We start from the raw sequence: 26,074 nt of genomic DNA on the forward strand, positions 1-26,074 counted from the left end.
AGCGATAACATGCCGCTGCGATCCTCACGACCGCTGATTGAAGCGTCTGCCCACCAGGCTTGCCGCAATGTTGGTCTTCTGAACATCGGTCGTCCCTCCGGCGATTCCCCAAGCGAAACCGTCGCGCAGCCGCTGTTCCATCAGATATTCTTTGGAGTAGCCGTAGCCGCCCATCACCTGCACGCCCGCCTGCGTGACCTTGCGGACCATCTCGTTCGAAAAGCATTTGGCGATGCTGGAATCGTAGGTGGAGGGGAGGCCGTAAGGGTTGGCTTCCTCGTTCCCGCGATCGGCCTGCGCTGCTGCGCGGTGGATCAGAAGCCGAGCGGCATCCACCTGCATCGCCATATCGGCAAGCTGCATCTGCACGGCCTGAAAGTCGACGATCGGCTTCCCGAACGCCTGACGCGACGAGGTATATTCCAGCGCATCGTCCAGCGCTGCGGCGGCGATGCCGAGGCCCATGGTCGCATTCCCGCAGCGCTCCAGGCCAAAGGCGCGCATCAGGTCGCCAAAGCGGCCCTGCCCGACGATCAGATTGTCCAGCGGCACGGCCACCTCGTCCAGATGAATGTCGGCGGACGGAATCCCGCGAAATCCCATCATCTCCTCGCGCTTGCCGAAACTCACGCCGGGGCTGTCGCGGTCCACCAGCACCGCGCCGATGCCTTTCGCCCCGGCCACACCGTCGAACCGGCACCAGGTGACATAATGGTCCGAATGCCCCGCGCCGGAACTCCAGCGCTTAATGCCATTGACCACCACCGTATCGCCCTCGACCTTCGCGGTGGTGGCAAGATCGGTCAGCGCGGTTCCGGCATCGGGTTCCGACATGGCGATGGCGACGATGCCCGTCCCGCGCACAACCTCCGGAATGATGCGCTGTTTGAGCGCTTCGGACCCGAACAGTTCGATGATCCGCACCGGCCCGGTCAGCGCCTCGAACACAGGAAAGGCGACAGCGGCAGAGATGCGGGCGAATTCCTCCAGCACGATCAGCGCGTCGAGATGCCCCAGGCCCATGCCGCCATAGGCCTGCGGCAGATTGATGCCGAGAAAGCCCATTTCGCCATATCGGCGCAGCATGTCGGCAGGAACCGGGCGGTCGTCGCGCTCCAGCTCGCGCGCCAGCGCCGGCAGTTCGCTGCGGGCGAATGTCCGTGCCGCGTCCTGCAGGCTCGCCTGCGTTTCGTTCAGGGTGAAATCCATCGCCGTTCCTCTCCCACCTTTTGGCAGGGGCGATAGCCGCTCGGACGGAGAAAGGGAAATGGTGCTGCTGGAGAGAATTGAACTCTCGACCTCAGCCTTACCAAGGATGCGCTCTACCACTGAGCTACAGCAGCACACCATTTCGCAGGATTCGCGGCAAATGCCCCTGCCCGTGACGGGCAGGGGCGCGCTATTGGCTACGCACCGCCCTCTTGTCAAGCGACACGCTGATCTATCGCGTGTGGAAGCGGACTCCGGCAGCGGACTTGTCAATCGCGCGCCGCTGCGGCAATCGCCTGTCGCATGGCAGACAAAGCGAACATGCCCACAAGAGAAGAACGCCTCGCCGCGAAACTGCGCGAGAATCTTCGCCGCCGCAAGGCGCAGGCCCGCGCCATGGTACCGGGTTCCGGTCCGTCGGAGGAAGCTGACGATACGCCGACACCGGATGCCGCCCTTTCCAACCCTGACGCGAAAAGCTAACGGCTCGTCGCTCCAGCACCTCTCGCCCATAAATACGGAGCCTGCGCCATGCCCACTCTCGTCCTTATCCGCCACGGCCAGAGCCAGTGGAACCTGGAAAACCGGTTCACCGGCTGGTGGGACGTCGACCTGACCGAACAGGGGGTGAGCGAGGCTGAAGCGGCAGGAGCGCTGCTGGCTGAGAAGGGCCTGCTGCCGACCCGGGCTTTCACTTCGCTGCAGACGCGGGCGATTCGCACGTTGCACCTGGCGCTGGCCGGATGCGGGCGCTTGTGGATCCCCGAGGTGAAGGACTGGCGCCTCAATGAACGGCACTACGGCGGCCTGACTGGGCTCGACAAGCAGGAGACCCGCAACCGCCACGGCGATGAACAGGTGCACATCTGGCGCCGCAGCTTCGACACGCCCCCGCCCGAAATGGAAGCCGGCCATCAATACGACATGGCACGGGACCCGCGCTATGCAGGTGTGACCGTACCCGCCAGCGAAAGCCTGAAAATGACGATCGAGCGGGTGCTGCCCTATTTTCGCAGCGCCATCATGCCGGTGCTGGAACAGGGCGAGACGGTCATCATCTCTGCCCATGGCAACAGCCTGCGCGCTTTGGTGAAACATCTTTCGAACATTTCCGACGAGGAGATTTCGGAGCTCGAGATTCCCACTGGCCAGCCCATCGTCTATGAATTCGATGAAGCCATGCGCGTGGGCGAACGCGCCTATCTCAAGGATCGCTGACATGGCGGGCGCCGAGCAGCAGGGCGGGCCAGACAATCCGCGGGTCGCCATCGTCATGGGCAGCCAGTCGGACTGGCCGACGATGAAGAAAGCCGCCGAGGTGCTGGACGAGCTCGCCGTGGCGCACGACACCCGCATCATTTCCGCTCACCGCACGCCCGAACGAATGGTCGAATTCGGGCGCGATGCGGCAGGTCAGGGCTTTCATGTCATCATCGCAGGCGCGGGCGGTGCGGCACATCTACCCGGGATGCTGGCGGCATTGACTCACCTGCCGGTGCTGGGCGTACCGGTCCAGTCGAAAGCGCTTGCCGGCCTCGACAGCCTGCTCTCCATCGTCCAGATGCCCGCCGGCATTCCGACCGGCACGCTGGCAATTGGCGAGGCGGGCGCGACCAACGCAGGGCTGCTGGCGGCGAGTATTCTCGCCCTGTCCGACAGCAACCTGAACGAGCGCCTTGTCGTCTGGCGCGCAGCACGGTCCGCCGCCGTGGCCGATCGTCCGGTGAATAGCGGCGAAAAGAGCCAGGATTGATGACGGTGCAGACCATACCTCAGGGCGGAACCATCGGCATATTGGGCGGCGGGCAATTGGGCCGAATGATGGCCATGGCGGCGGCGCAACTCGGCTATCGCTGCATCGGCTATGCGCCGGAGGGCGATAACGTCGCCAGCCCTGTCTGCGCGGATTTCTTCACCAAAGATTGGGACGACCGCCCCGCGCTGGCTGCCTTTGCGCAGAAATGCGATGTGATCACATGGGAATTCGAGAATGTCCCGGTCGATACGGTGAAGGCCTTGCCGCAGGATCGTGTGCCCTGCGGTCATCGCGCACTGGAAGTGGCGCAGGACCGGATGGCCGAGAAGCGCTTCGTGGAAGGGCTCGGCGGCCGCCCTGCCCCGCACGCAGCCATCCACTCGGCAGACGACATCACCCAGGCTGCGGAACGGATCGGCACGCCCGCCATCCTCAAGACCTGCCGCGAAGGGTACGATGGCAAGGGCCAGTGGCGCGTCGATTCCGCGCATGACCTGTCCGGCCTCCCCACCCCAACGCAGCCTTGCGTCTATGAAGGGTTCGTGCGGTTTGACGCAGAGTTCTCGGTCATTCTGGCGCGCGGGCAGAATGGCGAAATCCGCTTCTGGGACAGCGCGCTCAACGAACATGAAGGGGGCATTCTGGCCCGCTCCATCCTGCCCGCCCCGGATCACGTCACCCGCCATATCGAAGCAGCGCGCGATCTGGCGCGGCAGGTGGCCGATGCGCTGCATTACGTCGGCGTACTGACGCTGGAATTTTTCGCCACGGCAGACGGGCCGGTATTCAACGAAATGGCGCCACGCGTGCACAATTCAGGGCATTGGTCCATCGAAGGTGCGGCGACCAGCCAGTTCGAGAACCACATCCGCGCTATCTGCGGCCTGCCGCTGGGCGACACGGCTACGCTGGGCAGCGTGGAAATGCGCAATCTGATCGGAGCGGAAACGGGCTCCGCTTTCTCGCTGCTGTCAGATCCGGCCAATCACCTGCACCTCTATGGCAAGGCGTCCGCGCGCGAGGGCCGGAAGATGGGCCATGTCACACGGGTAACGCGGGTGTGACATGGGCGTGACCGATGCGCCATCCGGCCAGCACAGACAGGGCCACAGACAGGGCCAAACACAGGGGCAGCGCCTTACCGCGATCTACGCCCGGGCGCGTAATGGTGTTATCGGCAAGGCCGGCACCCTGCCCTGGTATTTGCCTGCGGACCTCAGGCACTTCAAGGCGCTGACGCTCGGCACGGCCATGATCATGGGTCGGCGCACCTTCGACAGCCTGCCCGGCCTGCTCCCCAACCGCAGGCACATCGTCCTGACCCGCAAGCCTGACTGGCACAGGGAAGGCGTCGAGATTGCCCATACGCCCGATCAGGCCTGCAGCATTGCGGGCGACGAAGCTGTCTCGATCATTGGCGGGGCAGATATTTTCGAAGAATTCCTGCCGCATTGTCAGCGCGTCGAGATGACGGAGATCCACGGCGATTTTGACGGTGACACAATCATGCCGCCGCTCGGCACCGAATGGCGGGAAATCGCGAGAGAAGAGTTCCCGGCCAATGGCGATTGCCCGGCCTATGCCTTCGTCACTTGCGAGCGCACGCAAGAGCCATGAGATGGCTGGACCACCGCGAGGCTATGCCCGACCCATTGCGCGGGGCGATCATCGCGCTCGGCAATTTTGACGGCTTCCACCGCGGGCATCAGGCCGTTGCAGGCGAAGCGATCCGCTGGGCGCATGAGGAAGGCCGCCCCTCGATCATCGCTACGTTCGATCCGCATCCGGTGCGCCATTTTCGCCCCGATGCTCCGCCTTTCCGCCTGACGACGCTGGAACAACGGCAGGAACTCTATCTCGCCGCAGGCGCCACAGCGATGCTGGTGTTCCATTTCGACGCCGAACTAGCTTCGACTTCGGCAGAGGATTACGTCGGCAAGCTGCTGCACGAACATCTCGGCGTAGCGGGTGTCGTCACGGGTGAGGATTTCACCTTCGGCAAGGGCGCGAAAGGCGATCGCGCCATGCTGGAAAGGCTGGGCGCACACTGCGGCATCGCCGCGCGTGCGGTTCCGGCGGTGATGCATGACGGCGCGCCGGTTTCCAGCAGCCGGGTGCGCGAAGCCTTGCGGCAGGGCGATCCGCAAGGGGCAGCGGCGCTGCTGACCCGGCCCTTTGCCTTGCGCGGAATTGTCGAACATGGCGACAAGGTGGGGCGCACCATCGGCTATCCCACGGCAAACCTGACGCTCGATTCCTATCTGCGACCGGCCTATGGCATCTATGCGGTCACCGGACGCATCCTGGCCACCGGGCAGATGCTGAAAGGGGCTGCCAATATCGGCATCCGCCCGAGTTTCGATCCGCCGAAGGAACTGCTCGAACCCCACTTCTTCGACTTTTCGGGCGATCTCTACGGGCAGGAGATCGAGGTTGCGCTGCATCGCTTCCTTCGCGGTGAGGCGAAATTCGATTCCCTCGAGGCGCTGACCACGCAGATGGAGCGGGATTGCGAGGAAGCGAGGAGTGTCCTAAGCGCAGCCGCGATATGAGCGACGAACAGCAGCAGAGCGGCACACGCAAGCCGGACGGTGAGGCGTACGAAAAGCGGGATTACCGCGATACGGTTTTCCTGCCGAAGACGGATTTCCCGATGAAGGCGGGCCTGCCGCAGAAGGAACCCCGCATCCTTGCCGATTGGCAGGAAAAAGGGCTGTATGAACGCACCCGCGAAGCGCGCGAAGGCGCGGAGAAGTTCATCCTCCATGACGGCCCGCCCTACGCCAATGGCGATATTCATGTCGGCCATGCGCTGAATCATGTGCTGAAGGACATGGTGGTGCGCACCCAGACGCTGCTGGGCAAGGATGCGCCCTATGTCCCCGGCTGGGACTGCCACGGCCTACCGATCGAATGGAAGGTGGAGGAACTCTACCGCAAGAAGAAGCGGGACAAGAACGACGTTCCGCCAGCGGAATTCCGCGCCGAATGCCGGGCCTATGCCGCGCGCTGGGTGGATGTGCAGCGCGAACAGCTGAAGCGGCTCGGCATCGGGGGCCGCTGGGACAAGCCCTACCTGACCATGCGGCCCGAGGCCGAGGCGCAGATCGTGCGCGAGCTGCACAAATTCGCCGAGACCGGCCAGCTCTACCGCGGTGCAAAGCCGGTGATGTGGAGCCCGGTGGAAGAAACCGCGCTCGCCGATGCCGAGGTCGAATATGCCGATCTGACCGACAGCCCGCAGATTGACGTGGCGTTCGAGATTGTCGAGAGCGGCGTGCCGGAACTGGTCGGCGCGCGTGCGGTGATCTGGACCACGACGCCGTGGACGATCCCGGTGAACCAGGCTTTGGCTTTCGGGCCTGAGATTGAGTATGTTGCGATTTCGCAAGGCAACCCTGGTGACGATTTCCTTCGAAAAGGCGCTGATGGCGTAACCTTGCTGATTGCAAAGTCTTTGTTGACGCAGGTTCAGGATCGAATTGGGCCTGTTGGCGATCAGGCGTGGGAAGTGAAGTGGCGCGGCAAAGGCTCAGACCTCGCCGGAACCATGGTCCGCCATCCGATGCACCATCTCGGCGGATTCTACGCCAAGCCGCGCCCGATGCTGGCGGGCGATTTCGTCACCACCGACAGCGGCACCGGCATTGTCCACATGTCGCCGGACCATGGCGAGGACGATTTCGCACTATGCAAGGCGAACGGTATCGAACCCGTCTTCGCCGTCATGGCCGACGGACGTTACCGTGACGACTGGCCGTGGTTGGGCAGCGAGGACGAACGCCGCCGCAGCGTCATCAACAAACCCTTCAACGCACCCGACGGGCCGATCTGCAACGATCTGCGCGAGGCTGGCGCGCTGCTCTCCGCCAGCGCGGATTACCGGCATTCCTACCCGCATTCCTGGCGCAGCAAGGCCAAGGTGATCTACCGCTGCACGCCGCAATGGTTCATCGCGATCGACGAGGCGCAGGATCATCTCTGCGGCAAGACCCTGCGCAAAACCGCGATGGCGGCGATTGCCGATACGCGCTTCGTGCCGGAAAAGGGCCGCCGCCGCCTGACCGCCATGGTCGAGGGCCGTCCCGACTGGCTGATCAGCCGACAGCGCGCCTGGGGTGTGCCCATCGCCCTATTTGTGAATCGCAAAACGGGCGAACTGCTGGTCGACCCGCAAGTGAACGCGCGCATTCAGGAAGCCATCGCCGCCGACACCGTGGATGCCTGGGCCGAAAGCAGCGCTGCGCACTTCCTCGGCAGTGATGCCGACGGAAACCCCCGCGATCCCGCCGATTACGAGATGGTGACCGACATTCTCGATGTCTGGTTCGATTCAGGATCGACCCACTCCTTCGTTCTGGAATCGGCAGAATGGCCGGAACTCCGCAGCCCCGCCGATCTCTACCTCGAAGGCAGCGACCAGCATCGTGGCTGGTTCCAGTCGTCCCTGCTCGAAAGCTGCGGAACGCGGGGCCGGGCGCCCTACGACACGCTGCTGACCCACGGCTTCACCATGGATGCCAAGGGCAAGAAGATGTCCAAATCGCTGGGCAACACCGTCGATCCGCTGAAGATCGTCGATCAGTATGGTGCGGACATCGTTCGCCTCTGGGCCTTGTCGGTCGATTTCACTGAAGACCACCGCATCGGCGACGAAATCCTGAAGGGCGTGGCCGACCAGTACCGCAAGCTGCGCAATACCTTCCGCTATCTGCTCGGCGCTCTGGACGATTACAATGCCGCAGAGGCGCTGCCGGTCGCCGAGATGCCGGAGCTGGAACGCTACATGCTTGTCCTGCTGGAGCGGCTTGACGGCCGGCTGCGGCAGGCGACGGCGGATTTCGACTTCAATGCCTACACCCGCCTGCTGACGGATTTTTGCAACGAGGACCTTTCGGCCTTCTTCTTCGATATTCGCAAGGATTGCCTCTATTGCGACGGGCGGAACTTCGACCGTCGCCGCGCCTATCGCAATGTGCTGGACATCATGTTCCATGCGCTTGTGCGCTATGCGGCACCGGTGCTGGTCTTCACGGCTGAGGAAGTCTGGAAGAACCGCTATCCGGACGCCGAAAGCGTGCATCTGCTCACATGGCCGGAGGTTCCCGCCGCCGATGCCGACATGCAGCGCTGGACAGAATTGCGCAGCCTTCGTGAGCGTGTGATGGAGGCCATCGAACCGCTGCGGCGCGAAAAGTCTATTCGCTCCGGCCTCGAAGCCGATGTCACGGTGCCTGAAGACATGGTTCCGGCGGGCTTTTCCGATGACGATCTGGCAGAGCTGTTCATCACCGCGTCAGTGCGGCGCGGGCAAGCGGAAGGGGTGATGGTGAACCGTTCATCCGAGGACAAATGCGGCCGCTGCTGGCGCCTGCTGCCTTCCGTCGCGGAAGAAGGCGATCTGTGCGATCGCTGCGAAACCGTCGTCGAGCGGGCAGACGCGGCATGAGCAATCCCGTGACCCGATACCGATTGATCGGACTGGCCGTCGCGCTGGCGATCTTCGTGATCGATCAATTTGTCAAATATCTGATGGTCGGGCCGCTCGACCTGCGGAACCAGCCGGGAGGCGTCATCGAATGGCTGCCCTTCTTCGACCTGCGCTGGACGCAGAATTTCGGCGTTTCTCTCGGATTGTTCACCGCCGAATCCATGGAGATGCGCTGGATTCTTGTGGCAGTGACGGCGTGTATCGCGCTTGTCGTGACCGTCTGGATGCTGCGCGAGAGACTGCTCGGAGACATTCTGGCCCTTTCGCTCATCCTTGGCGGGGCGCTGGGCAATATACGCGACCGTTATGAACTCGGCTATGTCATCGACTATGCCGATCTGCATTTCGGCACTTTCCGGCCTTTCCTCATCTTCAACATCGCCGATGCGGCCATAACCATCGGCGTCGTCATCATCCTTGTTCGGTCCTTCTTTCTGCGCGACAGGGACACGAGCGACAAAGAACCGGCGCAAGGCGCCGTGGAGAGCTGATCATGCGACATCTGACACGACTTGCCCCCGCGAAACTGTTTCTGGCAACCGGCGCCTGCGCCATGCTGGCGGCCTGCGGTGGCGGCGGGTTCCTGAACCGCGAACGACCCGATGAATTCGCTGTCCAGCGCCAGGCACCGCTGGTGGTACCGCCCGATTTCAACCTCGTGCCGCCCGCTCCCGGCGCGCCGCGCCCGTCCGAAGGCACGGCGGCGGAACAGGCGCTCGACGTGCTGTTCGGCGGCCCCGCCGCGCGCAGCGAAGTCGAAGCCAGCGCACTCGACCGCGCCGGAAGCGCCGAGCCCGGCATCCGCTCCGCCATCGGGGACGAACAGACCAATACTGTCGCCAAGGGCAGCGTCACCCGCGACATCGTGGCAGCCCCGCAGGGCGATGGCGCGACGGCGCAAGCAGTCATTCCGCAAGGCTGATAAAGGCTTGAACGCCGCCGGACCCTGCGGGTCGCGGCGGCATCGAACCGCTGGCTAGACGTTCTCGTCCAGGACAGGCCGCTCTGCCAGCGGACTGACCAGCAATTTGTCGATCTTGCGGCGATCCATGTCGATCACTTCGAAACGCCAGCCCTGATCGGTGAAATGTTCACCTTCGGTCGGCAGATGTTTAAGCACCGACAGGACATAGCCTGCCGCCGTGGCGAATTCCCGGTCATCGGAATAGGTCAGCCCCAGCCTGTCGCCCAGCGTATCTGCATTGAGTGCGCCGGAGATCAGCATCGAACCGTCCTCGCGCTCGATGATGGTCGGCGATTCGCCCTGGTCTTGGTCGCTGGCGAAACTGCCGACCAGAGCGGTCAGCAGATCGACCGGCGTCACAATGCCGTCGAGGTGGCCGTATTCGTCATGCACCATCGCCATGGCGATTTCGCTGCCCTGCAAGGTTCGCAGCGCATCCATGGCATCGAGCTGATCGGGTATCACCTCGGCCTTGCGAGTCAGCGAGGCGAGGTTGACCCCATGTCCTGAAACCAGGGCGGCCAGAACCTCGCGCACTTTGACCACACCCACCACCCGGTCCGGCGACCCGTCCGCGACCGGAAGCAGCGAATGCGGGCTTTCGTCGATGGTCCTGCGGATCGCAGCCTCGTCGGCGGCGATGTCGATCCAGTCGACCTCGGTTCGCGGGGTCATCATCTCGCGCACGGGGCGCTCCGCCAGGCGCACCACGCCGGCCAGAATGGCGTGCTGCTCCTGCTCGATCACGCCGGAACGCGTCGCTTCGGCAAAGATCATGTGCAGTTCTTCGGCGGTGACATGCGATTCGCCTGACGGGCGTATGCCGAGGAGCCGCATCAGGACGCGGGACGAGGAATCGAGCAACCACACCAGCGGCGCGGCGACCCGCGCCAGGATGCGCATGGGCCTGGCCATGATGACCGCGATAGGCTCTGCAGCCCGGAGGGCGATCTGCTTCGGCACCAATTCCCCGACGACAAGGCTGAAATAGGTGGTCAGCGCGATGACAAGGACGAAGCCTGTCTCGGCGGCATATTCGGGCGGCATGCCGAGGGCAGCCAGCCGTTCGCCAACGGGGCCGCCCAGGCTCGACCCGGAATAGGCACCTGCGATGATGCCGATCAGGGTGATGCCGATCTGCACGGTGGAAAGGAACTTGCCGGGATCGGAGGCCAGAGACAGCGCGGTCTGCGCTGCCTTGCTGCCGCCTTCTGCCGCCGCGCGCAAGCTGCCGGTGCGTGCCGAAACAATGGCGAGTTCGGACATGGCGAACACGCCATTGAGGACGATCAGGCCGGCGATGATGATCAGGTCTGGCCAGGGAAACGGGGTCACACATGCCGCGCTAGCAGATTATTTTGCCCGCGCCACAAACTTTGGTGCAGGGATCTGCGGATTGCCGGCTGCCTCCTGATCCTGCGGGACAGGCTCGCCGGGAACAGGGCGGGAGACGAATGGTTGTGAATGGGTAGGCGCGTGTGGGAGCGCCGGCGAACATGCGGCAAAGAACCGTGTAATATGAGGAATCTATAATGAAATTTATCAAATCGCGCGTCCTGATGTCCAGCGTCGCAGCGCTCTCCCTCGTCAGCCTCTCGGCCTGTGTCACCGACCCGAACACCGGTGAGCAGAAAGTTTCACGGACCGTTCTCGGCGGAGCCGGCGGCGCACTTGCAGGCGGCCTTCTGGGTGGCCTGATCGGCGGCAAGACGGGCCGCATCATCGGCGCAGTCGGCGGCGGTGCTGCCGCAGGCTATGTCGGTTACCGCATGGACCAGCAGATCAGGGAATTGCGCGAACAGACCAGCGGGACGGGTGTCGACGTCACTGAAGTCGACAATGGCCAGGCAATTCTCGTGAACCTGCCTGATGGCGTGACTTTTGCCACTGGAAGCTATCAGATCAACCAGACTTTCCGGAATACGCTGGACCGGGTTGCAGCCAGCCTGCAGCAATATCCGAACAGCCTGATCGACGTTTACGGCTATACCGATTCGACCGGCTCCGACACATTCAATCAGCGCCTGTCCGAACAGCGGGCGCAGGCAGTGGCCAATTATCTGACCTCACGCGGGGTCAGCGCCGCTCGCATCCGTTCGCAGGGCTTCGGTGAAGATCCGTCCTACTTCGTGGGCGACAACGCCACGGCAGAAGGCCGCGCGCTGAATCGCCGCGTCGAGATCAAGATTGTGCCATTCAGCCAGGAAGAGGTCGAAGCGGCCCAGAGGCAGCAGGGTTACTGATCGAGTTCCTTGAGATCAGCGCAAGGAAGGGGTCGGCATTGCCGGCCCTTTTCGTTGCAGCTTACAAGATTGCAGTTCTTCAGCTTGGGCGAGCGAGTCGGCTGGCGCGTTCGGCTAGCCTGTCGACCGCGTCACCGTGAATGGCGGGCGCTGTGACGAGCAACCCGAAAGCGCGCGGGTCGCGCTTGTTATAGGCCAGCTTGTTGCCGAACGCGTCCGTGACTGCCGCGCCTGCCTCGCGCGCAATCAGGGCGGCCGCACCGATGTCCCACTCGAACCCCCAGCGAAGGGTGGCGAGTATGTCGGCCTGGTCCGCGGCAACCATGGCTATGCGCAGGGCGATGGAGTTCGGCTTTTCCACCGTAACCAGATCGCGATCTTCGTTCGCCAGGGCATCGGCGGGCGTCCGTGAACCGGGAAAGCCCTTTCGCGTGCTGCCCTGCAGGCGTTCACCGTTGCACCATGCGCCCCGCCCGGCGATCGCGCTCCATTCCTCGCCTCTTGCCGGGGCGCAGAGCATGCCGATCAGCGGCCGACCGGACGATATCAGGGCGACCGACACCGCCCAGCCCTTGCGCCCCCTGATGAAATCGCGCGTTCCGTCGACAGGATCGACCAGCCAGATCAGATCACGATTTAAACGGTCCGGATTGTCAGCCGTCTCTTCTGAAAGCCACCCGGCAGAGGGCAGCAAGCGGCCCAATTCGCGGCGCAAAAAGGTATCCACCTCGACATCGGCGCTGCACACCGGGTTGCCCGGTGATTTTTCCCAGCTGTCGAGGTCATGCCCTGCACCGGGCCATTGCCCATGTGCGATTCGCCCGGCCTCGCGGGTGATTTCGAGGAGTCTGTCGTGGTCGATCATGCGCGGGCACCCCCTGCGCCCGGACGGGGCACTTTTCAAGCGCCCATGCATATGCAAGAGGCACCATGAACATTCGCCCCCAGGGCTCAACCCGCCAACAGGACCGGACACGCCATGAACATTCACGAATACCAGGCCAAGGAACTTCTTGCGAAATACGGCATCGGCATCCCCGCCGGCCATGCAGCGACGACCGTCGAAGAAGCAGTCGAAGCGGCGAAGAAGCTGCCCGGGCCACTCTATGTCGTGAAGGCGCAGATCCATGCCGGTGGCCGCGGCAAGGGCAAGTTCAGCGAATTGCCCGCCGATGCAAAGGGCGGCGTGCGCCTCGCCAAATCGGTGGGGGATGTCGAAAGCGATGCCAGGGACATGCTCGGCAACACGCTGGTCACCATCCAGACCGGTGACGAAGGCAAGCAGGTCAACCGCCTGTATGTGACCGACGGTGTCGATATCGAGAAGGAATATTACCTAGCCCTTCTGGTCGATCGCGCCAGCGGGCAGGTCGCCATGGTCGCCAGCACCGAAGGCGGCATGGACATCGAGGACGTGGCGCATGAGACGCCCGAAAAGATCACCACGATCACCATCGACCCGGCGCAGGGCTTCATGCCGCATCACGGCCGCGCCGTGGCCTTCGCGCTGAAACTTGAGGGCGACCTCAACAAGCAATGCCAGAAAGTGGCGAAGCAGCTCTACACCGCCTTCATGGAACTCGATGGCGAGATGCTGGAGATCAACCCGCTGGTCGAGACCAAAGACGGCAATCTGCTGGTGCTGGACACCAAGATGAGCTTCGATGGCAATGCGCTTTATCGTCACAAGGATGTGGAAGCGATGCGCGACGAAAGCGAGGAAGACCCCGCCGAAGTCGAAGCCAGCGAATACGACCTCGCCTATATCAAGCTGGACGGTAACATCGGCTGCATGGTGAACGGTGCAGGCCTCGCCATGGCGACTATGGACATCATCAAGCTGAACGGCGCATTTCCGGCGAACTTCCTCGACGTTGGCGGCGGCGCGACGAAGGAAAAGGTCACCGCAGCGTTCAAGATCATCCTGAAGGACCCGGCTGTCGAAGGCATCCTGGTAAATATCTTCGGCGGGATCATGAAGTGCGACATCATCGCCGACGGTATCGTCGCCGCGGCGAAGGAAGTGAATCTTTCCGTTCCTCTGGTCGTCCGTCTGGAAGGAACCAACGTGCAGCAAGGCAAGGACATTCTCGCCAATTCGGGCCTGCCGATCGTCAGCGCCGACGATCTGGGCGATGCCGCGAAGAAGATCGTGGCGCAGGTGAAGCAGGCCGCCTGATTCGCGCCTGTGGGCGACCATCACCAGTAAATTGGGCGGCATCGCGAGGTGCCGCCCTTTTTTCATGAGTACGGAGCAAACAGGCGGACGTTACGACATCGCCACCGCCGCACCGAAAGCAGGAAAAGCAACGTTCCCGCGCCCCTTGACCTTCCGGTTCCGGAACGCGAAGGCAGGGCGCGACGTTACCTAATCGAACGCGGCGTGCAGCCGCGCAACTTCTAGCGAAGAGGCAGCCATGAAAATTCTCGTCCCCGTCAAGCGGGTGATCGACTACAACGTCAAGCCGCGCGTGAAGGCGGATGGATCGGGCGTTGATCTCGCCAATGTGAAAATGAGCATGAACCCCTTCGACGAAATCGCCGTCGAGGAAGCGATCCGCCTGAAGGAAGCCGGCAAGGCGGAAGAAATTGTCGCCGTGTCCATCGGCCCGGCAAAGGCGCAGGAAACGCTACGCACCGCACTCGCCATGGGCGCTGACCGCGCCATTCTGGTCGAAACCGATGAAGAGGTCGAGCCGCTGGCTGTCGCCAAGATCCTCAAGGCCATCGCCGCCGAGGAAGAGCCCGGCCTGATCATGCTGGGCAAGCAGGCGATCGACGACGATGCCAACCAGACCGGTCAGATGCTGGCCGCGCTGATGGAGCGCCCGCAGGGCACCTTCGCCAATACGGTCGAGGTCGACGGCGACAGCGTGACCGTGAAGCGTGAAGTCGACGGCGGCCTGCAAACGGTCAAGCTGACGATGCCCGCCATCGTCACCACCGATCTGCGTCTGAACGAGCCGCGTTACGCTTCACTGCCCAACATAATGAAGGCGAAGAAGAAGCCGCTCGATAGCAAGACGCCCGCCGATTACGGCGTCGATACGGCCAAGCGCCTGACGACGACCAATGTCTCCGAACCGCCGGTTCGACAGGCTGGCGAAAAGGTCGCGGATGTCGATGCGCTGGTCGCCAAGATTAAGGCGCTGGGCATCGCCTGACATCTGGGCCTGACATCTGGGCCTGACATCTGGGCCTCACGGCAGGCCGAGCCGCCCCCGCAAGTTTCTGACAGGAAGAACCCATGAAAACTCTCGTTCTCGTCGAACATGACAACGCATCCGTCAGGGATGCAACTCTGGCGACCGTCACGGCCGCAGCCGCCATCGGCGACGTCGATCTGCTGGTGGCCGGCAGCAATGCCCGCGCCGCCGCCGACGAAGCCGCGAAGGTCGCCGGCGTCGGCAAGGTGCTGCTGGCCGACGACGCTGCTTACGAGCACCAGCTCGCCGAAAATGTTGCGCCGTTGGTTGCCGGACTGATGGCGGATTACGACGCCTTCGTCGCGCCCGCCACGACCACCGGCAAGAACATCGCTCCGCGCGTCGCCGCGCTGCTAGACGTGATGCAGATTTCCGACATCATGTCGGTCGAAGGCGACAAGACCTTCACCCGCCCGATCTATGCAGGCAATGCCATTGCGACAGTACAGTCCAGCGACGCGAAGCTGGTGCTGACCGTACGCGGCACCGCATTCGACAAGGCAGAAGCCGAAGGCGGTTCCGCATCGGTCGAGGAAGTGTCAGGCAAGGGCGATTCGGGCCTTTCAGAATTCGTCAGCCAGGAGCTGGCCGAAAGCGAACGCCCGGAACTGACCAGCGCCGGCATCATCGTGTCGGGCGGCCGGGCACTGAAAGATGCTGCCACGTTCGAACAGTACATTACCCCGCTCGCCGACAAGCTCGGCGCTGGTATCGGCGCGAGCCGCGCCGCAGTGGACGCAGGCTACGTGCCCAACGATTACCAGGTCGGGCAGACCGGCAAGATCGTGGCCCCGGACGTCTATTTCGCCATCGGCATTTCGGGCGCGATCCAGCATCTGGCGGGTATGAAGGACTCCAAAACCATCATCGCCATCAACAAGGATGAGGACGCACCGATCTTCCAGGTCGCCGACATCGGGCTCGTCGGCGATCTGTTCAAGATCGTGCCGGAATTGACCGAAAAGCTGTAAAAAGCGCTTCGATGACAAGAATCTGGGGGGTCTGCAGGTCTGCAGGCCCCTTTTTCGTTGGGACCTTTCGCCTTCTCGTTTCTCCGCTATCTGCAAAAAGCAGGGCGATTGCAGCTCGACCTTTCCGGCGAACCTTGCGAAATGCTTGAAAGAGAAGAGCATTCGTGACTCAGTTGACCGATTAGTTCATTCTCTTGAGAACGCGGCAATGAAAAAGATCCTGCTCGCCAGCATTGCCGCCGCACTTGTCACAGCACCGGCGCAGGCCAAAACAATCATACTCGCGCCCTCTTCCAAATGGGCCATTTCCTTTGACGATGAAGGATGTCGCCTCGCCCGGATCTTCGGTGAGGGAGACAATCAAACAACCATGGTCATGATCCGTAGGCGGCCCGGCAGCAGCGGGGATTACATGGTCCTCGCCGGTAAACCTGTCGGCGAGATCCAGGAAAGGCACGGAGTGGAAGTCGGGTTCGGACCGGGCACTGATGTGAACGAGACCAGTCCCTACCGCGGCAGCTTAGGCGAAATCGAACCTGTCCTGATTTTTTCCTCAGTATCGATCCGCCCCGAGAACACGCCAAGCCGATTGGATCAGTCGGAAGAAGATCAGGCCGCTCTGCGTGCTGAGTCTCGAAAGTTGGCCGATGGCGTGACCTACATGATCGTAGCCGACCGATCCGACGAGTTGCGGTTCGACTTCGGATCGATGAAGGAAGTTAACACCGTCATGGACGACTGCGCCAACGGACTCATCGAGGCATGGGGCCTCGACGCAGAAAAGCATGCATCGGCAATGCGCGAGCCTGTCCCGCTAAATGCCGAGGACTGGATAAGAACTTCGGACTACCCGATGAAAATGGTGCGGGCCGGACAGCCTGCAATTGTCAATGTACGCATAATCGTCGGTGCAGACGGGTCGCCGACGGAGTGTCACATCCAGAGCACGACGCGCCCCAAAGCCTTCGACGACGCGGTCTGTTCGTCAATCCTGAAACGTGCCGATTTTGACCCGGCCCTGGATGCAGCGGGCAAGCCGATGAAGTCCTTTCATCAAACCACCGTACACTTCATGATACCCTGACAGGGCCGGTCAGGAGAAAACGGCGTCCAGAGAATGGATGGTCAACCCTACCAATCCGCCGACCAGAGTGCCATTGATGCGGATGAACTGAAGGTCGCGGCCGACAGCGCCCTCGATCCGGCTGGTGACTGTCTGCGCGTCCCAGCGGCGCACCGTTTCGGAAACGAGTCGCACGATCTGCCCGCCGTAGCGCGTTGCCACGCCCACAGCCGTCCGCCGGGCGAAGCGGTTGATCTGGATCTGCAAGCGCCGGTCTTCCTGTAGCGCCTTGCCCAGTTCGGCTGACAGTTCTGCGAAATAGCCCGCCATCTGCGACTTGCCTTCGCCAGCCGTGCCGCCGCCGCGCGCCATGGCGATGAGGCTGGTGCGCATCCGCTCCCACACGCCTGTCCACCAATTGCCGAGCGCCGGATTGGCCAGCAATTCCTCTTTCACCCCCTCGACACGCGCGCGCATCGCAGGATCGTTAACCAGATCGTGCGCCAGCTTTTCCAGCCCATCCTCGACTTTGCGGCGCAGCGGATGATCGGGGTCGACCAGGACTTCGGCCAGCATGCGGTACATGCCATCCAGCACTGAATTGGCGAGCCGTTCGTCCAGGCCGGCAAAACGCAAAAAGGCATTGGCGCGGCTCTGGATCATTTCCCGGACCAGCGGCTCGTTCTCTTCCAGCGTCACTCCCGCCCAGCGGATGAAAGCATCGATCAGCGGCAGGTGACGCTTGTCGGCAATAACGGCGGACAGCATCTGGCCCATCAGCGGCGCGATCTCGATACGTGCAAGTTGCGCCTTCAGCCCGGCCTGCACCTGACCGCCAAGCCGTTCCTGATCCAAAGATTCCAGCACTTCTGCAAACAGTTCGCCGGCACCGGCGCCGATCCTGCCGCGAAGCCCCTCACTATCGCCTTTTGGCCCTTGTGCCGGTCCCGTCAGAAAAGCGCCGGCACCTGCGGCGAGGTTCATCGACTGCATGCGTCGGGCGATGACGGCGGGGGTCAGGAAATTGGCCCTGAGGAAATCGGCCATCGTATCGGCGATGCGATCCTTGTTTTCAGGGATGATTGCCGTGTGCGGGATCGGAAGCCCCATGGGGCGCCGGAACAGGGCGGTGACGGCGAACCAGTCCGCCAGGCCGCCAACCAGGGCAGCCTCGGCAAAGGCATGCAGATAACCCCAGGCGGTGTGCTGATGCTCGAACTCGCGGGCCAGCAGGAATAATCCCGCCATGAGCACGAGCATGAGGGTCGCAGCGATCCGCATCCGGCGCGCCCGGTCGGGTTGTTCTGCGGCGGCAGCCATGGCCACGCGCTGCGGAGGAGAAGGCGGTGTTACGGCGGGCTTCACTATTCGGCCGGCACCGCTACCCCGCCGCCCCTGCGATCGTCCTCGTCAGGATCGCTCCAGCTTGTCTCATCCCCGTCCTGATAGGTGAGGAAGGTGCGGCGAAGCCAGGGGCCGAGGCGCTTTTCGAAGCCGTCAGCGAGGCTGAAACCGGCGGGAACGATCAGCAGCGTGAGGAAAGTGGACACGATCAACCCGCCGATCACCGTCACGCCCATGGGGGCACGCCAGGCCGCATCGCCCGTCAGGGAAAGGGCGGTGGGGACCATGCCGGCGGTCATCGCGACCGTAGTCATGACGATGGGCTGCGCACGCTTGTGCCCGGCATCCATGATCGCCGTGTATTTCGGCACGCCAGAATCCATCTCCTCGATCGCGAAATCGATCAGCAGGATCGAGTTCTTCGCCACGATGCCAAGCAGCATCAGCAGGCCGATATAGACCGGCATGGAGACTGGTTGCCCGATCAGCCAAATCGCCAGCAATCCGCCCAGCGGTGCCAGCAGCAGTGAGGTCATGTTCACCAGCGGCGACACGAAGCGTTTGTACAGCAGCACCAGCACGGCAAATACCAGCAGGACGCCGGTGACCACCGCGACCATGAAATTGTTGATCATCTCGGCCTGCCATTCATCTTCACCGACGGGGCGGTTCGACACGCCGGGGGGCAGATCTTGCATGATCGGCAATTGCTGAATGGCCTCGTTCACCGGCCCCTTCACAGCCCCTTGCGCCAGGTCCGCACCGACGAAAATACGACGGGACTGGTTAAAGCGCTGGATCTGCGTGGGCCCGGACCCGAACCGGATTTCCGCCACCCGGTCCAGCGGTACCGAACCGCCAGAAGCCGTCGGTACCGGCAGGTTTTCGATAGTGCCGATATCGCGGCGCGAGCTTTCGGGCAGCACGACGCGGATCGGCACCTGCCTGTCGCTCAACGAGAATTTTGCCGCATTCTGGTCGATCTCGCCAAGCGTCGCGATGCGGATCGTCTGGCTGAGTGCAGCGGTGGTGACGCCAAGCTGCGCAGCGAGATCTAGGCGCGGTTCGATGATCAGTTCCGGCCGCTGCAGATCGGCGTCAACCCGCGGGGCGATGATGCCCGGCAGGCTCTGCATCTGCTGAACCAGCGTCTGCGCCGTCGCATCGAGCACATCGGGATCCGATCCCGTCAGCATGACCGAGATATCGCGACCGGTGCCGAATCCACCGGATTGCGAAGCGAACGAGATGCGGGCATCGGGAATTTCCTGCAGTTCAGGCGCGAGGCGGCGCTCAAATTCGATGCTCGTCGCCTCTCGATCCGGAGTCAGGGTGACGTAAAGAGTGCCGCTGCCTTCATTCACCCGCTCAAGAACCCGGAGAACCTCAGGCTGCGCCTCAAGCAGGCGCGTGGCATTGTCTGCCACCGCTTCCGTCTGTTCGATGGTCGTGCCCGGCACCATCTCGATGCTGACGCGGCTGGTATCCTCATTGATGGTGGGCTGAAACTGCTGCGGCAGATTGGCCAGCAGCGCAAAGGTGCCGATTAACGCTGTAACGCCGATGCCGAACATCCAGAGGCGGTGGTCGTGCATTCGCGCATGTGTCCGGCCTGACAACCAGGCATAGGCTTGTCCGAAACGCCCGGGCAATTTGCGCAACAGCCAGCTGACGAGCACGGCAAACAAGAAGGCCGCAAGAACGCCGGCGATCAGCGCCGCAATCATCGTCAGTAAAGCGGGAACGCCAGCCCCGCCGAGATAGCTCCAGGCGAAGTACGTCGCGCCGCCAAACGCCGCGATTGTCGCGATCGTGACGAGAACGAAGACGAGGCGTGAAGCGAAGCCGGTCGGTGCCGGCTGCAGACGGCTGCGGATGGCGCGGCTATGTTTGGACTCCAGCGTCCAGCCGAGCACCTTCATGTACAGGTCCATGGCTCGGCCCTCGCCGTGGCTGGCATGGCCATGCGCCTTGAGGAAATAGGCTGCCAGCATGGGCGTTATCATGCGGGCGACAAGCAGCGACAGCAGCACCGCAATCACGACCGTCAGTCCGAAATTCTTGAAAAACTGCCCCGAAATGCCCGGCATCAACCCGACCGGCATGAAGACCGCGACAATCGAAAAGGTCGTGGCGACCACGGCAAGGCCGATTTCGTCAGCGGCCTCGATGCTCGCCTGATAGGCCGATTTGCCCATGCGCATATGACGCACGATATTCTCGATCTCGACGATGGCGTCATCGACCAGCACACCCGCCACGAGGCTGAGCGCTAGCAGCGACAACGTGTTCAGCGTGAACCCGAGCAAATCCATGAAGAAGAAGGCTGGAATGGCCGACAGCGGAATGGCAATGGCGCTGATGATCGTTGCGCGCCAGTCGCGAAGGAACAGGAACACAACGAAGATCGCCAGCAGCGCGCCTTCGATCATCGCCGCCATCGAGCTTTCGTACTGGCTCTTGGTGTAATCAACCGTGGTGAAAAGCTGGGTGAACGTCACGCCGGGGTTTTCTTCCTCCAGCGCCTCCAGCTCAGCGATGGCGGCATCATAGACCGTGACATCCGACGCGCCCTTCGCCCGCTCGAAACCGAAGGTTACGACCTGTCGCCCGCCCAGCTTGGCTATGGACCGCTGTTCTGAAAAGCTGTCGCTGACATTGGCGACATCGGACAGCCTGATGGTGTTGCCGTTGCCGAGGTTGATGCGCGTGTTCGAAAGATCAAAAGCAGTATCGGCATTGCCGAGGACGCGCACGGATTGCCGCGAGCCGGCTATCTCGGCCTGTCCACCAGCGGCATCGACATTCACCTGGCGCAAAGCCGCGTTGATCTGGCTTGCGGTGACGCCCAGCGACTGCATTCGCGACGGGTCGAGGATCACCCGTATTTCACGATCCACCCCGCCAGCCCGGCTGACCGCGGCCATGCCTTCAATGCCCAAGAGGCGGCGCGAAACGGTATCGTCGATGAACCAGCTCAGCTGCTCCATCGTCATGTCGTCCGCCTGCACCGCGTAATAGCCGATCGGACCGCCGCCGCCCGCATCGATCTTCGTCACTCGCGGCTCGAGAATGCCGTCAGGCAGATCGCTGCGGATCTGGTCAACGGCATTCTTCACCTCGTTTACGGCTTCGTTCGAGTCCGTGCCGATGGCGAATTGAACGAAGGTGTTGCTCGACCCCTCGCTGGCCGTCGACTGAATCTCGTCGACTCCGTTGACCGACCGGATCGCGGCCTCGACCTTCTGCGTGATCTGCGTCTCGATCTCTGTCGGCGCGGCACCGGGCTGCGCCACGGTAACGTTGACGGCCGGGAAATCGATATCCGGATTATTGTTCACCTGCATGCCGGAAAATGACAGAATTCCGGCGATCATCAGCCCGATGAACAGGATGATGGGAATGATCGGATTACGGATCGACCAGGCAGATATGTTACGCAGATTCATGTAATCAGGCCCTTACGACCCCTGCCTCACCTGTTGGGGGGCGATGACGTCGCCCTCGCTGTAGAAGCCGCCTGCCCGCAGCACGATGCGTTCATTCCCCGACAGGCCGCCTGCGATGGTGATGCCTTCCTCGGTGACGTTGCCGGTCGTCACGGCACGCCGCACCAGGCGGTTGCCTTCGCCGACGATCAGCACATAGCTGCCCTGCTCGTCGGAAAGAATCGCGCTCTCCGGCAGTACCGGCGCCACGACAGTGCCGCTGTTGATGACGGCACTGGCGAAACCGCCCGGGCGCAGGGCCGGGTCGTAGGACAGGGCGATGCGCGCAGTGCCCTGGCGGGTCTGCTCGTCGATGGTGGGCGCGAGCTGCCAGATCTGGCCGGTGAGGGTCTGTTCGCTGCCGACAGGCGTCACCTGCGCAGGCGCACCGACGGACAGGCGCGACAGATCGTCTTCGCCAACGCGTGCCAGAAGCTCCATTTCGCCGCCGCGAGCGATAACGAAGAGCGCACCCGAACCGGCACCGACGATCTGGCCGGGTTCGACATTGCGTTCCAGCACGAGGCCCGAGGCGGGCGCGGTGACGTTGAGTCGCTCGTTGCGGGCCTGCAATTCGCTGGCCTGCGCACGCGCCACGCGCACGCGGGCGACGGCGGCATCGCGGGTGGCCGTCAGCCGGTCGACATCCGCTGTGGAAATGAAGCCGCGATCAACCAGCTGCAGGGCGCGGTCGAGGTTGGATTGGGCAAGGTCGGCATCGGCCTGCGCCACCTGTACCTGCGCCGAAGCGCCTGCGGCCTGCTGGTTCTGAACCGACCGGTCAATGATGGCCAGCGTCTGGCCTTCGCTCACCCAATCGCCGGCATCCACGGGAACGGCGACGACGCGCCCACCTTCGCCCGCGACACCGACCGGCAAGGCGCGGCGTGCAGCCAGCGATCCGGTGGCGGAAATGGATCCTTCGATAGTGGCATTGCCCGGTGAGACGACGCTGACCGTGGGCACCTGCTCCACCTCGGCTACAGCTTCTTCTTCCCCGGCCATGAGGAAATAGGCGACTGCGGCCAGAACCAGCGCGGCGATGATGGCGAAGATGACCCACCTCTTGCGCGCACGCTTTTTCGCAACTGCGACATCGTCTTCGTGGTAGCCGTCGCCTTCGAAGCCGTCCGAGCGCATGGGTGCCGACAGGCCGGAAGAGCCTGTATCGTGCATTCCGGGGTCCCGCCTGCGGGCAGAGCCTGAGTCGATCGTCGTTTCGTAATTCATCGGGCCGCCTTCGCTTAGTCGCGGTGTGTTATACGCCTAAATCACCTGCCGACAAGGGCAGGGCGTATCTGGGCGCGTGCATATACCGGCGCGGTGGGCAGCGCAATCGACTGGTCGACGGATGACGTTATCGTCCGACGAACGTGCAGTCCTGCTTGATAGAAGCAGGCCGCAGAATGAGAAAAGGCGGGTGCAGCAACGCCGCACCCGCCCTTCGTCGAGCTATTCTGCTAAAATATGTATTTACCGTACGCGGCCACGCTGCACGAGGTTCACGATCGCCAGAAGAACGCAGGCACCGACGAAAGCGATGATGAGGCCGGTAAGCGAGAATTCCTGAATCGTGCCGCCCCAGCCGAATGCATTTGCGATGAGATTGCCGATCAACGATCCGATGATGCCGACGACGATGTTCCAGAAGATGCCCATCGAGGCATCACGGTTCATGACGAGGCTGGCGAGCCAACCGGCGATACCGCCGATGATGATCGCGATAATCCATTCCATAGTACTTCCTCCTGAAGTGTTCTTTTCTTACTTCAAGACGAGAAACTACGACAGGCTTGCACTTGTTCCCGCTGTTTCGTCTCTAAACGCGCGATGAAAGGCAGCGCGATGGATTTATGGCCGTTTTCCAGCAATACTGGCGGACAGATTTAATCGGACCTGATCAGAAGCCTGCTTTCCTGCAGCCCTCGTCTGTGCTCAATATTTGAGCTGTCGTTCATACAGGTCGCGATAATGCTGGATGCGCGTGACGCGAAGGCCCTGCATGCCCGACCGGTCGACAGCACGCTGCCAGGAAGCGAATTCCTCAAGTGTCAGGCCATAGCGCTCGAGCACTTCATCCATCGTCAGCAGCCCGCCATTGACGGCGGCCACCACTTCCGCCTTGCGGCGAACGACCCATCGCTTCGTGGTCGGCGGCGGCAGATCGGCTACCGTCAGCGGCTCTCCGAGTGGGCCAATGACCTGCGCAGGCCTGATGTCTTGGTTTTCAATCATTGTATCTCTCGGTCGCCACGGTCCGCTTGTACCGGGGGTGAGCATTGCATCGTGGTGGTTTGCCATGCTCTAAAGCAAATTGGTTAACGGGCGGTTTTCCCTAGTTAACCGATGGCGATTGTTCCGTTTCGGACCCGCCATGCGTGTCAAGTTCGCTATCCGCCTCGGCACGCAGAAGATGCCGCAAGTCGCGGGCGGCGGCGAGGCGGGCCGTCAGCTCGGCCCAGAAAAGCGGCCGCAGTTCCGGCGAGTCGTCAGGTTCACCGGCGGATTTTTCCGCGTCGAAGCCGAACCGTTCCAATGTGCTGATCTCGATCATGCCGTTCACTTAGCGGTCGCATGGTCAATATCCGGTAAATGCCGCCTTCAGCGAATATTAGGCTTACCGGCCGGTTGCGGGACCCTTGCCGCCCCCGCCCGCCCTTTCGCCATCACCGTTGCGCGTGTATGAGCGGCTGCATGAACGCACCCTCTTTCATCAAGGATACCACGCAATCGGCCCCGGCTTCAGCCTTCGGCTCGATCGAAGATCCGTCGACCGTGTTCGAACTCCCGCGCCCGCCTGCCGAATGCCGCATCGTCGTCGCGATGTCAGGCGGAGTCGATTCCTCCGTCGTGGCCGCTCTCGCCGCCCGGAGCGGAGCTGAAGTGATCGGCATAACCCTGCAATTGTTCGACTATGGTGCCGCCACCGGGCGCAAGGGCGCCTGCTGCGCCGGAGAGGATATAGCCGATGCGCGTGCGGTTGCAGACCGGCTGGGCATCGCGCATTACGTGTTCGACCACGAGAGCGCCTTTCGCGACGACGTTGTCGACAATTTTGCGGATGATTACCTGAAGGGCCGCACGCCGGTGCCCTGCATTCGCTGCAACATGGGGCCAAAATTCACCGATCTGTTCCGCATGGCGCGTGAGCTGGGGGCGGACTGCCTCGCCACCGGACATTACGTGCGCCGCGAGAATGGCGCAGCCGGACCGGAACTGCACCGCGCCTGCGACCCGGCGCGCGACCAGTCATATTTCCTGTATGCCACGACGGAGGATCAGCTGGACTTCCTGCGCTTCCCCTTGGGCGGGATGCCCAAGACGCAGGTGCGCGAACTGGCCGACACTGCGGGCTTGAGGAACGCTGCGAAGCCCGACAGCCAGGATATCTGCTTCGTGCCCGATGGCGATTACGCCAAGGTGGTGAAGAAGCTGCGACCGGAAGGTGCCCGCCCCGGTCCGATCGTGCATGCCAGAACCGGCGAGGTGCTGGGACAGCACGAGGGAATCGTCCACTTCACCGTCGGACAAAGACGCGGGCTGGAAATCGGCGGCCAGCCCGAGCCTCTCTATGTGGTCGGCCTCGATGCCGACACGGCGCAGGTCCGCGTCGGCCCCAAGGCGATGCTGGCGGTAAACAGCGCAACGATCATCGAGACGAACCGTATCGGTCCGCTGCCCGACGCACCGCTAACCGCCAAGGTACGGTCCTTGTCCAAACCCGTTCCCGTCACTGTCGTGGGCGAACTGGGTGAAGGAAATCCGATCATTCTGCATTTCGCTCAGGCCGAATTCGGCGTCGCCCCGGGCCAGGCGGCGGTGATTTATGCCGGAGAACGGGTGGTTGGCGGCGGCTGGATCGATGCGACCAGCGCGGCAGCCTGAATTACGGCCCGAAAGACGGCCCGCTTGACAGCCGGCATCGATGGATATGCGCTCACATCCGCCTACGCATGTTCCGCCGCTTGCGCTGATCCTACTGCTGGCATTCTGTGCCTTGCCAGCCGTGTTCTATCTGCTCTCCGATCGCGCATCCGACCTTCCGGAAGACAATTACATTGTTTCGGACGGCGCGGCTGGTTCGCCTCTATCGGACCTGCCGATGCGCGGTCTGACCTATGGGCCGGACGGAAGGGCCAGTCTGCTCCAAGCTCCTGCCCGCATCCTGGCCATGGACCGTGAGCGCGATAACACCTCGGAAGCGCGCAGCGTTCCCGACCGGTCTGCTCCTCGGCCTATCTGGAAAGAAGAGCCGCAGCGGAACGGGCCGAAGCAGCGGCCGATGCAAAGGTCGAGCCACTTTCGAAGCCTGCCAAGCGCGTGGTGACGCTGTCTGCCC

At 62.7% G+C, this 26,074-nt stretch carries 25 protein-coding genes and 1 tRNA gene; 16 read left to right on the forward strand and 10 right to left on the reverse strand.

All coding sequences use genetic code 11. The features are described 5' to 3' along the window. Positions 1 to 24 precede the first annotated feature (24 nt). Positions 25 to 1,209, reverse strand: a complete 1,185-nt coding sequence (locus G7A66_RS10205) for an acyl-CoA dehydrogenase family protein (protein WP_174295579.1) — start codon at positions 1,207 to 1,209, stop codon at positions 25 to 27. Between the two features lie 59 nt (positions 1,210 to 1,268). Beyond that, positions 1,269 to 1,343: transfer RNA gene (locus G7A66_RS10210), tRNA-Thr, on the reverse strand. 169 nt (positions 1,344 to 1,512) lie between these two features. Here G7A66_RS10210 and G7A66_RS10215 point away from each other — a divergent pair. From G7A66_RS10215 to G7A66_RS10255, 9 genes are read left to right on the forward strand one after another with little or no spacing between them, the layout of a single operon-like run. After that, positions 1,513 to 1,692 (forward strand): hypothetical protein, encoded by a 180-nt coding sequence (locus G7A66_RS10215; RefSeq protein WP_174295534.1) that lies wholly within the window; start codon positions 1,513 to 1,515, stop codon positions 1,690 to 1,692. Positions 1,693 to 1,740: 48 nt separating this feature from the next. Further along, complete coding sequence (gpmA, locus tag G7A66_RS10220; RefSeq protein ID WP_174295580.1) at positions 1,741 to 2,427, forward strand: 2,3-diphosphoglycerate-dependent phosphoglycerate mutase; 687 nt, start codon at positions 1,741 to 1,743, stop codon at positions 2,425 to 2,427. A gap of 1 nt (position 2,428) precedes the next feature. Continuing rightward, the gene (purE, locus tag G7A66_RS10225; protein ID WP_232366802.1) at positions 2,429 to 2,962 is read left to right on the forward strand and encodes a 5-(carboxyamino)imidazole ribonucleotide mutase; all 534 of its coding nucleotides are present in this window, start codon (positions 2,429 to 2,431) and stop codon (positions 2,960 to 2,962) included. 5 nt (positions 2,963 to 2,967) lie between these two features. Next, the gene (locus G7A66_RS10230; RefSeq protein WP_332310534.1) at positions 2,968 to 4,029 is read left to right on the forward strand and encodes a 5-(carboxyamino)imidazole ribonucleotide synthase; all 1,062 of its coding nucleotides are present in this window, start codon (positions 2,968 to 2,970) and stop codon (positions 4,027 to 4,029) included. Position 4,030: 1 nt separating this feature from the next. Then, entirely contained in the window at positions 4,031 to 4,582 is a 552-nt protein-coding gene (locus tag G7A66_RS10235) for a dihydrofolate reductase (protein WP_174295582.1), read from the forward strand. Further along, on the forward strand, positions 4,579 to 5,517 hold the full coding sequence (locus tag G7A66_RS10240; RefSeq protein WP_174295583.1) for a bifunctional riboflavin kinase/FAD synthetase: 939 nt from the start codon (positions 4,579 to 4,581) through the stop codon (positions 5,515 to 5,517). The genes G7A66_RS10235 and G7A66_RS10240 overlap by 4 nt, the downstream gene beginning before the upstream one ends. Continuing rightward, positions 5,514 to 8,414, forward strand: coding sequence for an isoleucine--tRNA ligase (gene ileS, locus G7A66_RS10245; RefSeq protein WP_174295584.1), 2,901 nt, complete (start codon positions 5,514 to 5,516; stop codon positions 8,412 to 8,414). The genes G7A66_RS10240 and ileS overlap by 4 nt, the downstream gene beginning before the upstream one ends. Then, positions 8,411 to 8,947 carry a signal peptidase II gene (gene lspA / locus G7A66_RS10250; protein WP_174295585.1) on the forward strand — a complete coding sequence of 179 codons (537 nt, stop codon included), beginning with the start codon at positions 8,411 to 8,413 and terminating at the stop codon, positions 8,945 to 8,947. The genes ileS and lspA overlap by 4 nt, the downstream gene beginning before the upstream one ends. Positions 8,948 to 8,949: 2 nt before the next feature. Then, a complete protein-coding gene (locus G7A66_RS10255; protein ID WP_174295586.1) occupies positions 8,950 to 9,378 on the forward strand; it encodes a DUF3035 domain-containing protein in 429 nt (142 codons plus the stop codon). A gap of 54 nt (positions 9,379 to 9,432) precedes the next feature. On the opposite strand, the gene G7A66_RS10260 is transcribed toward G7A66_RS10255, so the two are convergent. Continuing rightward, positions 9,433 to 10,755, reverse strand: coding sequence for a hemolysin family protein (locus tag G7A66_RS10260; RefSeq protein WP_174295587.1), 1,323 nt, complete (start codon positions 10,753 to 10,755; stop codon positions 9,433 to 9,435). Between the two features lie 197 nt (positions 10,756 to 10,952). On the opposite strand from G7A66_RS10260, the gene G7A66_RS10265 reads away from it, so the two are divergent. Beyond that, complete coding sequence (locus tag G7A66_RS10265) at positions 10,953 to 11,663, forward strand: OmpA family protein (RefSeq protein WP_174295588.1); 711 nt, start codon at positions 10,953 to 10,955, stop codon at positions 11,661 to 11,663. A 79-nt stretch (positions 11,664 to 11,742) separates the two neighbouring features. Here the strand turns inward: G7A66_RS10265 and G7A66_RS10270 are convergent, their stop codons facing one another. Continuing rightward, positions 11,743 to 12,528 carry a 3'(2'),5'-bisphosphate nucleotidase CysQ gene (locus G7A66_RS10270; protein WP_174295589.1) on the reverse strand — a complete coding sequence of 262 codons (786 nt, stop codon included), beginning with the start codon at positions 12,526 to 12,528 and terminating at the stop codon, positions 11,743 to 11,745. A 114-nt stretch (positions 12,529 to 12,642) separates the two neighbouring features. Between G7A66_RS10270 and sucC the strand changes: the two genes are divergently transcribed. From sucC to G7A66_RS10290, 4 genes are all read left to right on the forward strand, one after another. Next, positions 12,643 to 13,842: an ADP-forming succinate--CoA ligase subunit beta gene (gene sucC, locus G7A66_RS10275; protein ID WP_174295590.1), complete on the forward strand. Its 1,200-nt coding sequence runs from the start codon at positions 12,643 to 12,645 to the stop codon at positions 13,840 to 13,842. A gap of 238 nt (positions 13,843 to 14,080) precedes the next feature. Next, the gene (locus G7A66_RS10280) at positions 14,081 to 14,827 is read left to right on the forward strand and encodes an electron transfer flavoprotein subunit beta/FixA family protein (RefSeq protein WP_174295591.1); all 747 of its coding nucleotides are present in this window, start codon (positions 14,081 to 14,083) and stop codon (positions 14,825 to 14,827) included. A gap of 83 nt (positions 14,828 to 14,910) precedes the next feature. Beyond that, on the forward strand, positions 14,911 to 15,840 hold the full coding sequence (locus tag G7A66_RS10285; RefSeq protein WP_174295592.1) for an electron transfer flavoprotein subunit alpha/FixB family protein: 930 nt from the start codon (positions 14,911 to 14,913) through the stop codon (positions 15,838 to 15,840). Between the two features lie 145 nt (positions 15,841 to 15,985). Continuing rightward, complete coding sequence (locus G7A66_RS10290) at positions 15,986 to 16,924, forward strand: energy transducer TonB (RefSeq protein ID WP_174295593.1); 939 nt, start codon at positions 15,986 to 15,988, stop codon at positions 16,922 to 16,924. 9 nt (positions 16,925 to 16,933) lie between these two features. Here G7A66_RS10290 and G7A66_RS10295 read toward each other — a convergent pair whose 3' ends face one another. The 6 genes from G7A66_RS10295 to G7A66_RS10320 form a co-directional block, all read right to left on the reverse strand. Then, complete coding sequence (locus tag G7A66_RS10295) at positions 16,934 to 18,184, reverse strand: DUF445 domain-containing protein (protein ID WP_174295986.1); 1,251 nt, start codon at positions 18,182 to 18,184, stop codon at positions 16,934 to 16,936. A gap of 83 nt (positions 18,185 to 18,267) precedes the next feature. Next, on the reverse strand, positions 18,268 to 21,696 hold the full coding sequence (locus G7A66_RS10300) for an efflux RND transporter permease subunit (RefSeq protein WP_174295594.1): 3,429 nt from the start codon (positions 21,694 to 21,696) through the stop codon (positions 18,268 to 18,270). A 12-nt stretch (positions 21,697 to 21,708) separates the two neighbouring features. After that, positions 21,709 to 22,965: an efflux RND transporter periplasmic adaptor subunit gene (locus G7A66_RS10305; RefSeq protein WP_232366803.1), complete on the reverse strand. Its 1,257-nt coding sequence runs from the start codon at positions 22,963 to 22,965 to the stop codon at positions 21,709 to 21,711. A gap of 243 nt (positions 22,966 to 23,208) precedes the next feature. Next, positions 23,209 to 23,472 (reverse strand): GlsB/YeaQ/YmgE family stress response membrane protein, encoded by a 264-nt coding sequence (locus G7A66_RS10310; RefSeq protein ID WP_174295595.1) that lies wholly within the window; start codon positions 23,470 to 23,472, stop codon positions 23,209 to 23,211. Positions 23,473 to 23,670: 198 nt separating this feature from the next. Beyond that, positions 23,671 to 23,970 carry a CtrA inhibitor SciP gene (sciP, locus tag G7A66_RS10315; protein WP_174295596.1) on the reverse strand — a complete coding sequence of 100 codons (300 nt, stop codon included), beginning with the start codon at positions 23,968 to 23,970 and terminating at the stop codon, positions 23,671 to 23,673. A gap of 100 nt (positions 23,971 to 24,070) precedes the next feature. After that, on the reverse strand, positions 24,071 to 24,289 hold the full coding sequence (locus G7A66_RS10320) for a hypothetical protein (RefSeq protein WP_174295597.1): 219 nt from the start codon (positions 24,287 to 24,289) through the stop codon (positions 24,071 to 24,073). 140 nt (positions 24,290 to 24,429) lie between these two features. Between G7A66_RS10320 and mnmA the strand changes: the two genes are divergently transcribed. Together mnmA and G7A66_RS10330 are read left to right on the forward strand one after the other, a co-directional pair. Continuing rightward, positions 24,430 to 25,620 (forward strand): tRNA 2-thiouridine(34) synthase MnmA, encoded by a 1,191-nt coding sequence (gene mnmA / locus G7A66_RS10325; RefSeq protein ID WP_174295598.1) that lies wholly within the window; start codon positions 24,430 to 24,432, stop codon positions 25,618 to 25,620. 40 nt (positions 25,621 to 25,660) lie between these two features. Then, positions 25,661 to 26,062, forward strand: a complete 402-nt coding sequence (locus G7A66_RS10330; protein ID WP_174295599.1) for a hypothetical protein — start codon at positions 25,661 to 25,663, stop codon at positions 26,060 to 26,062. Positions 26,063 to 26,074: the final 12 nt, after the last annotated feature.

Origin of the sequence: Alteripontixanthobacter muriae (assembly GCF_013336795.1) — a bacterium.
In the GTDB taxonomy this organism is placed as follows: Bacteria; Pseudomonadota; Alphaproteobacteria; order Sphingomonadales; family Sphingomonadaceae; genus Pseudopontixanthobacter; species Pseudopontixanthobacter muriae.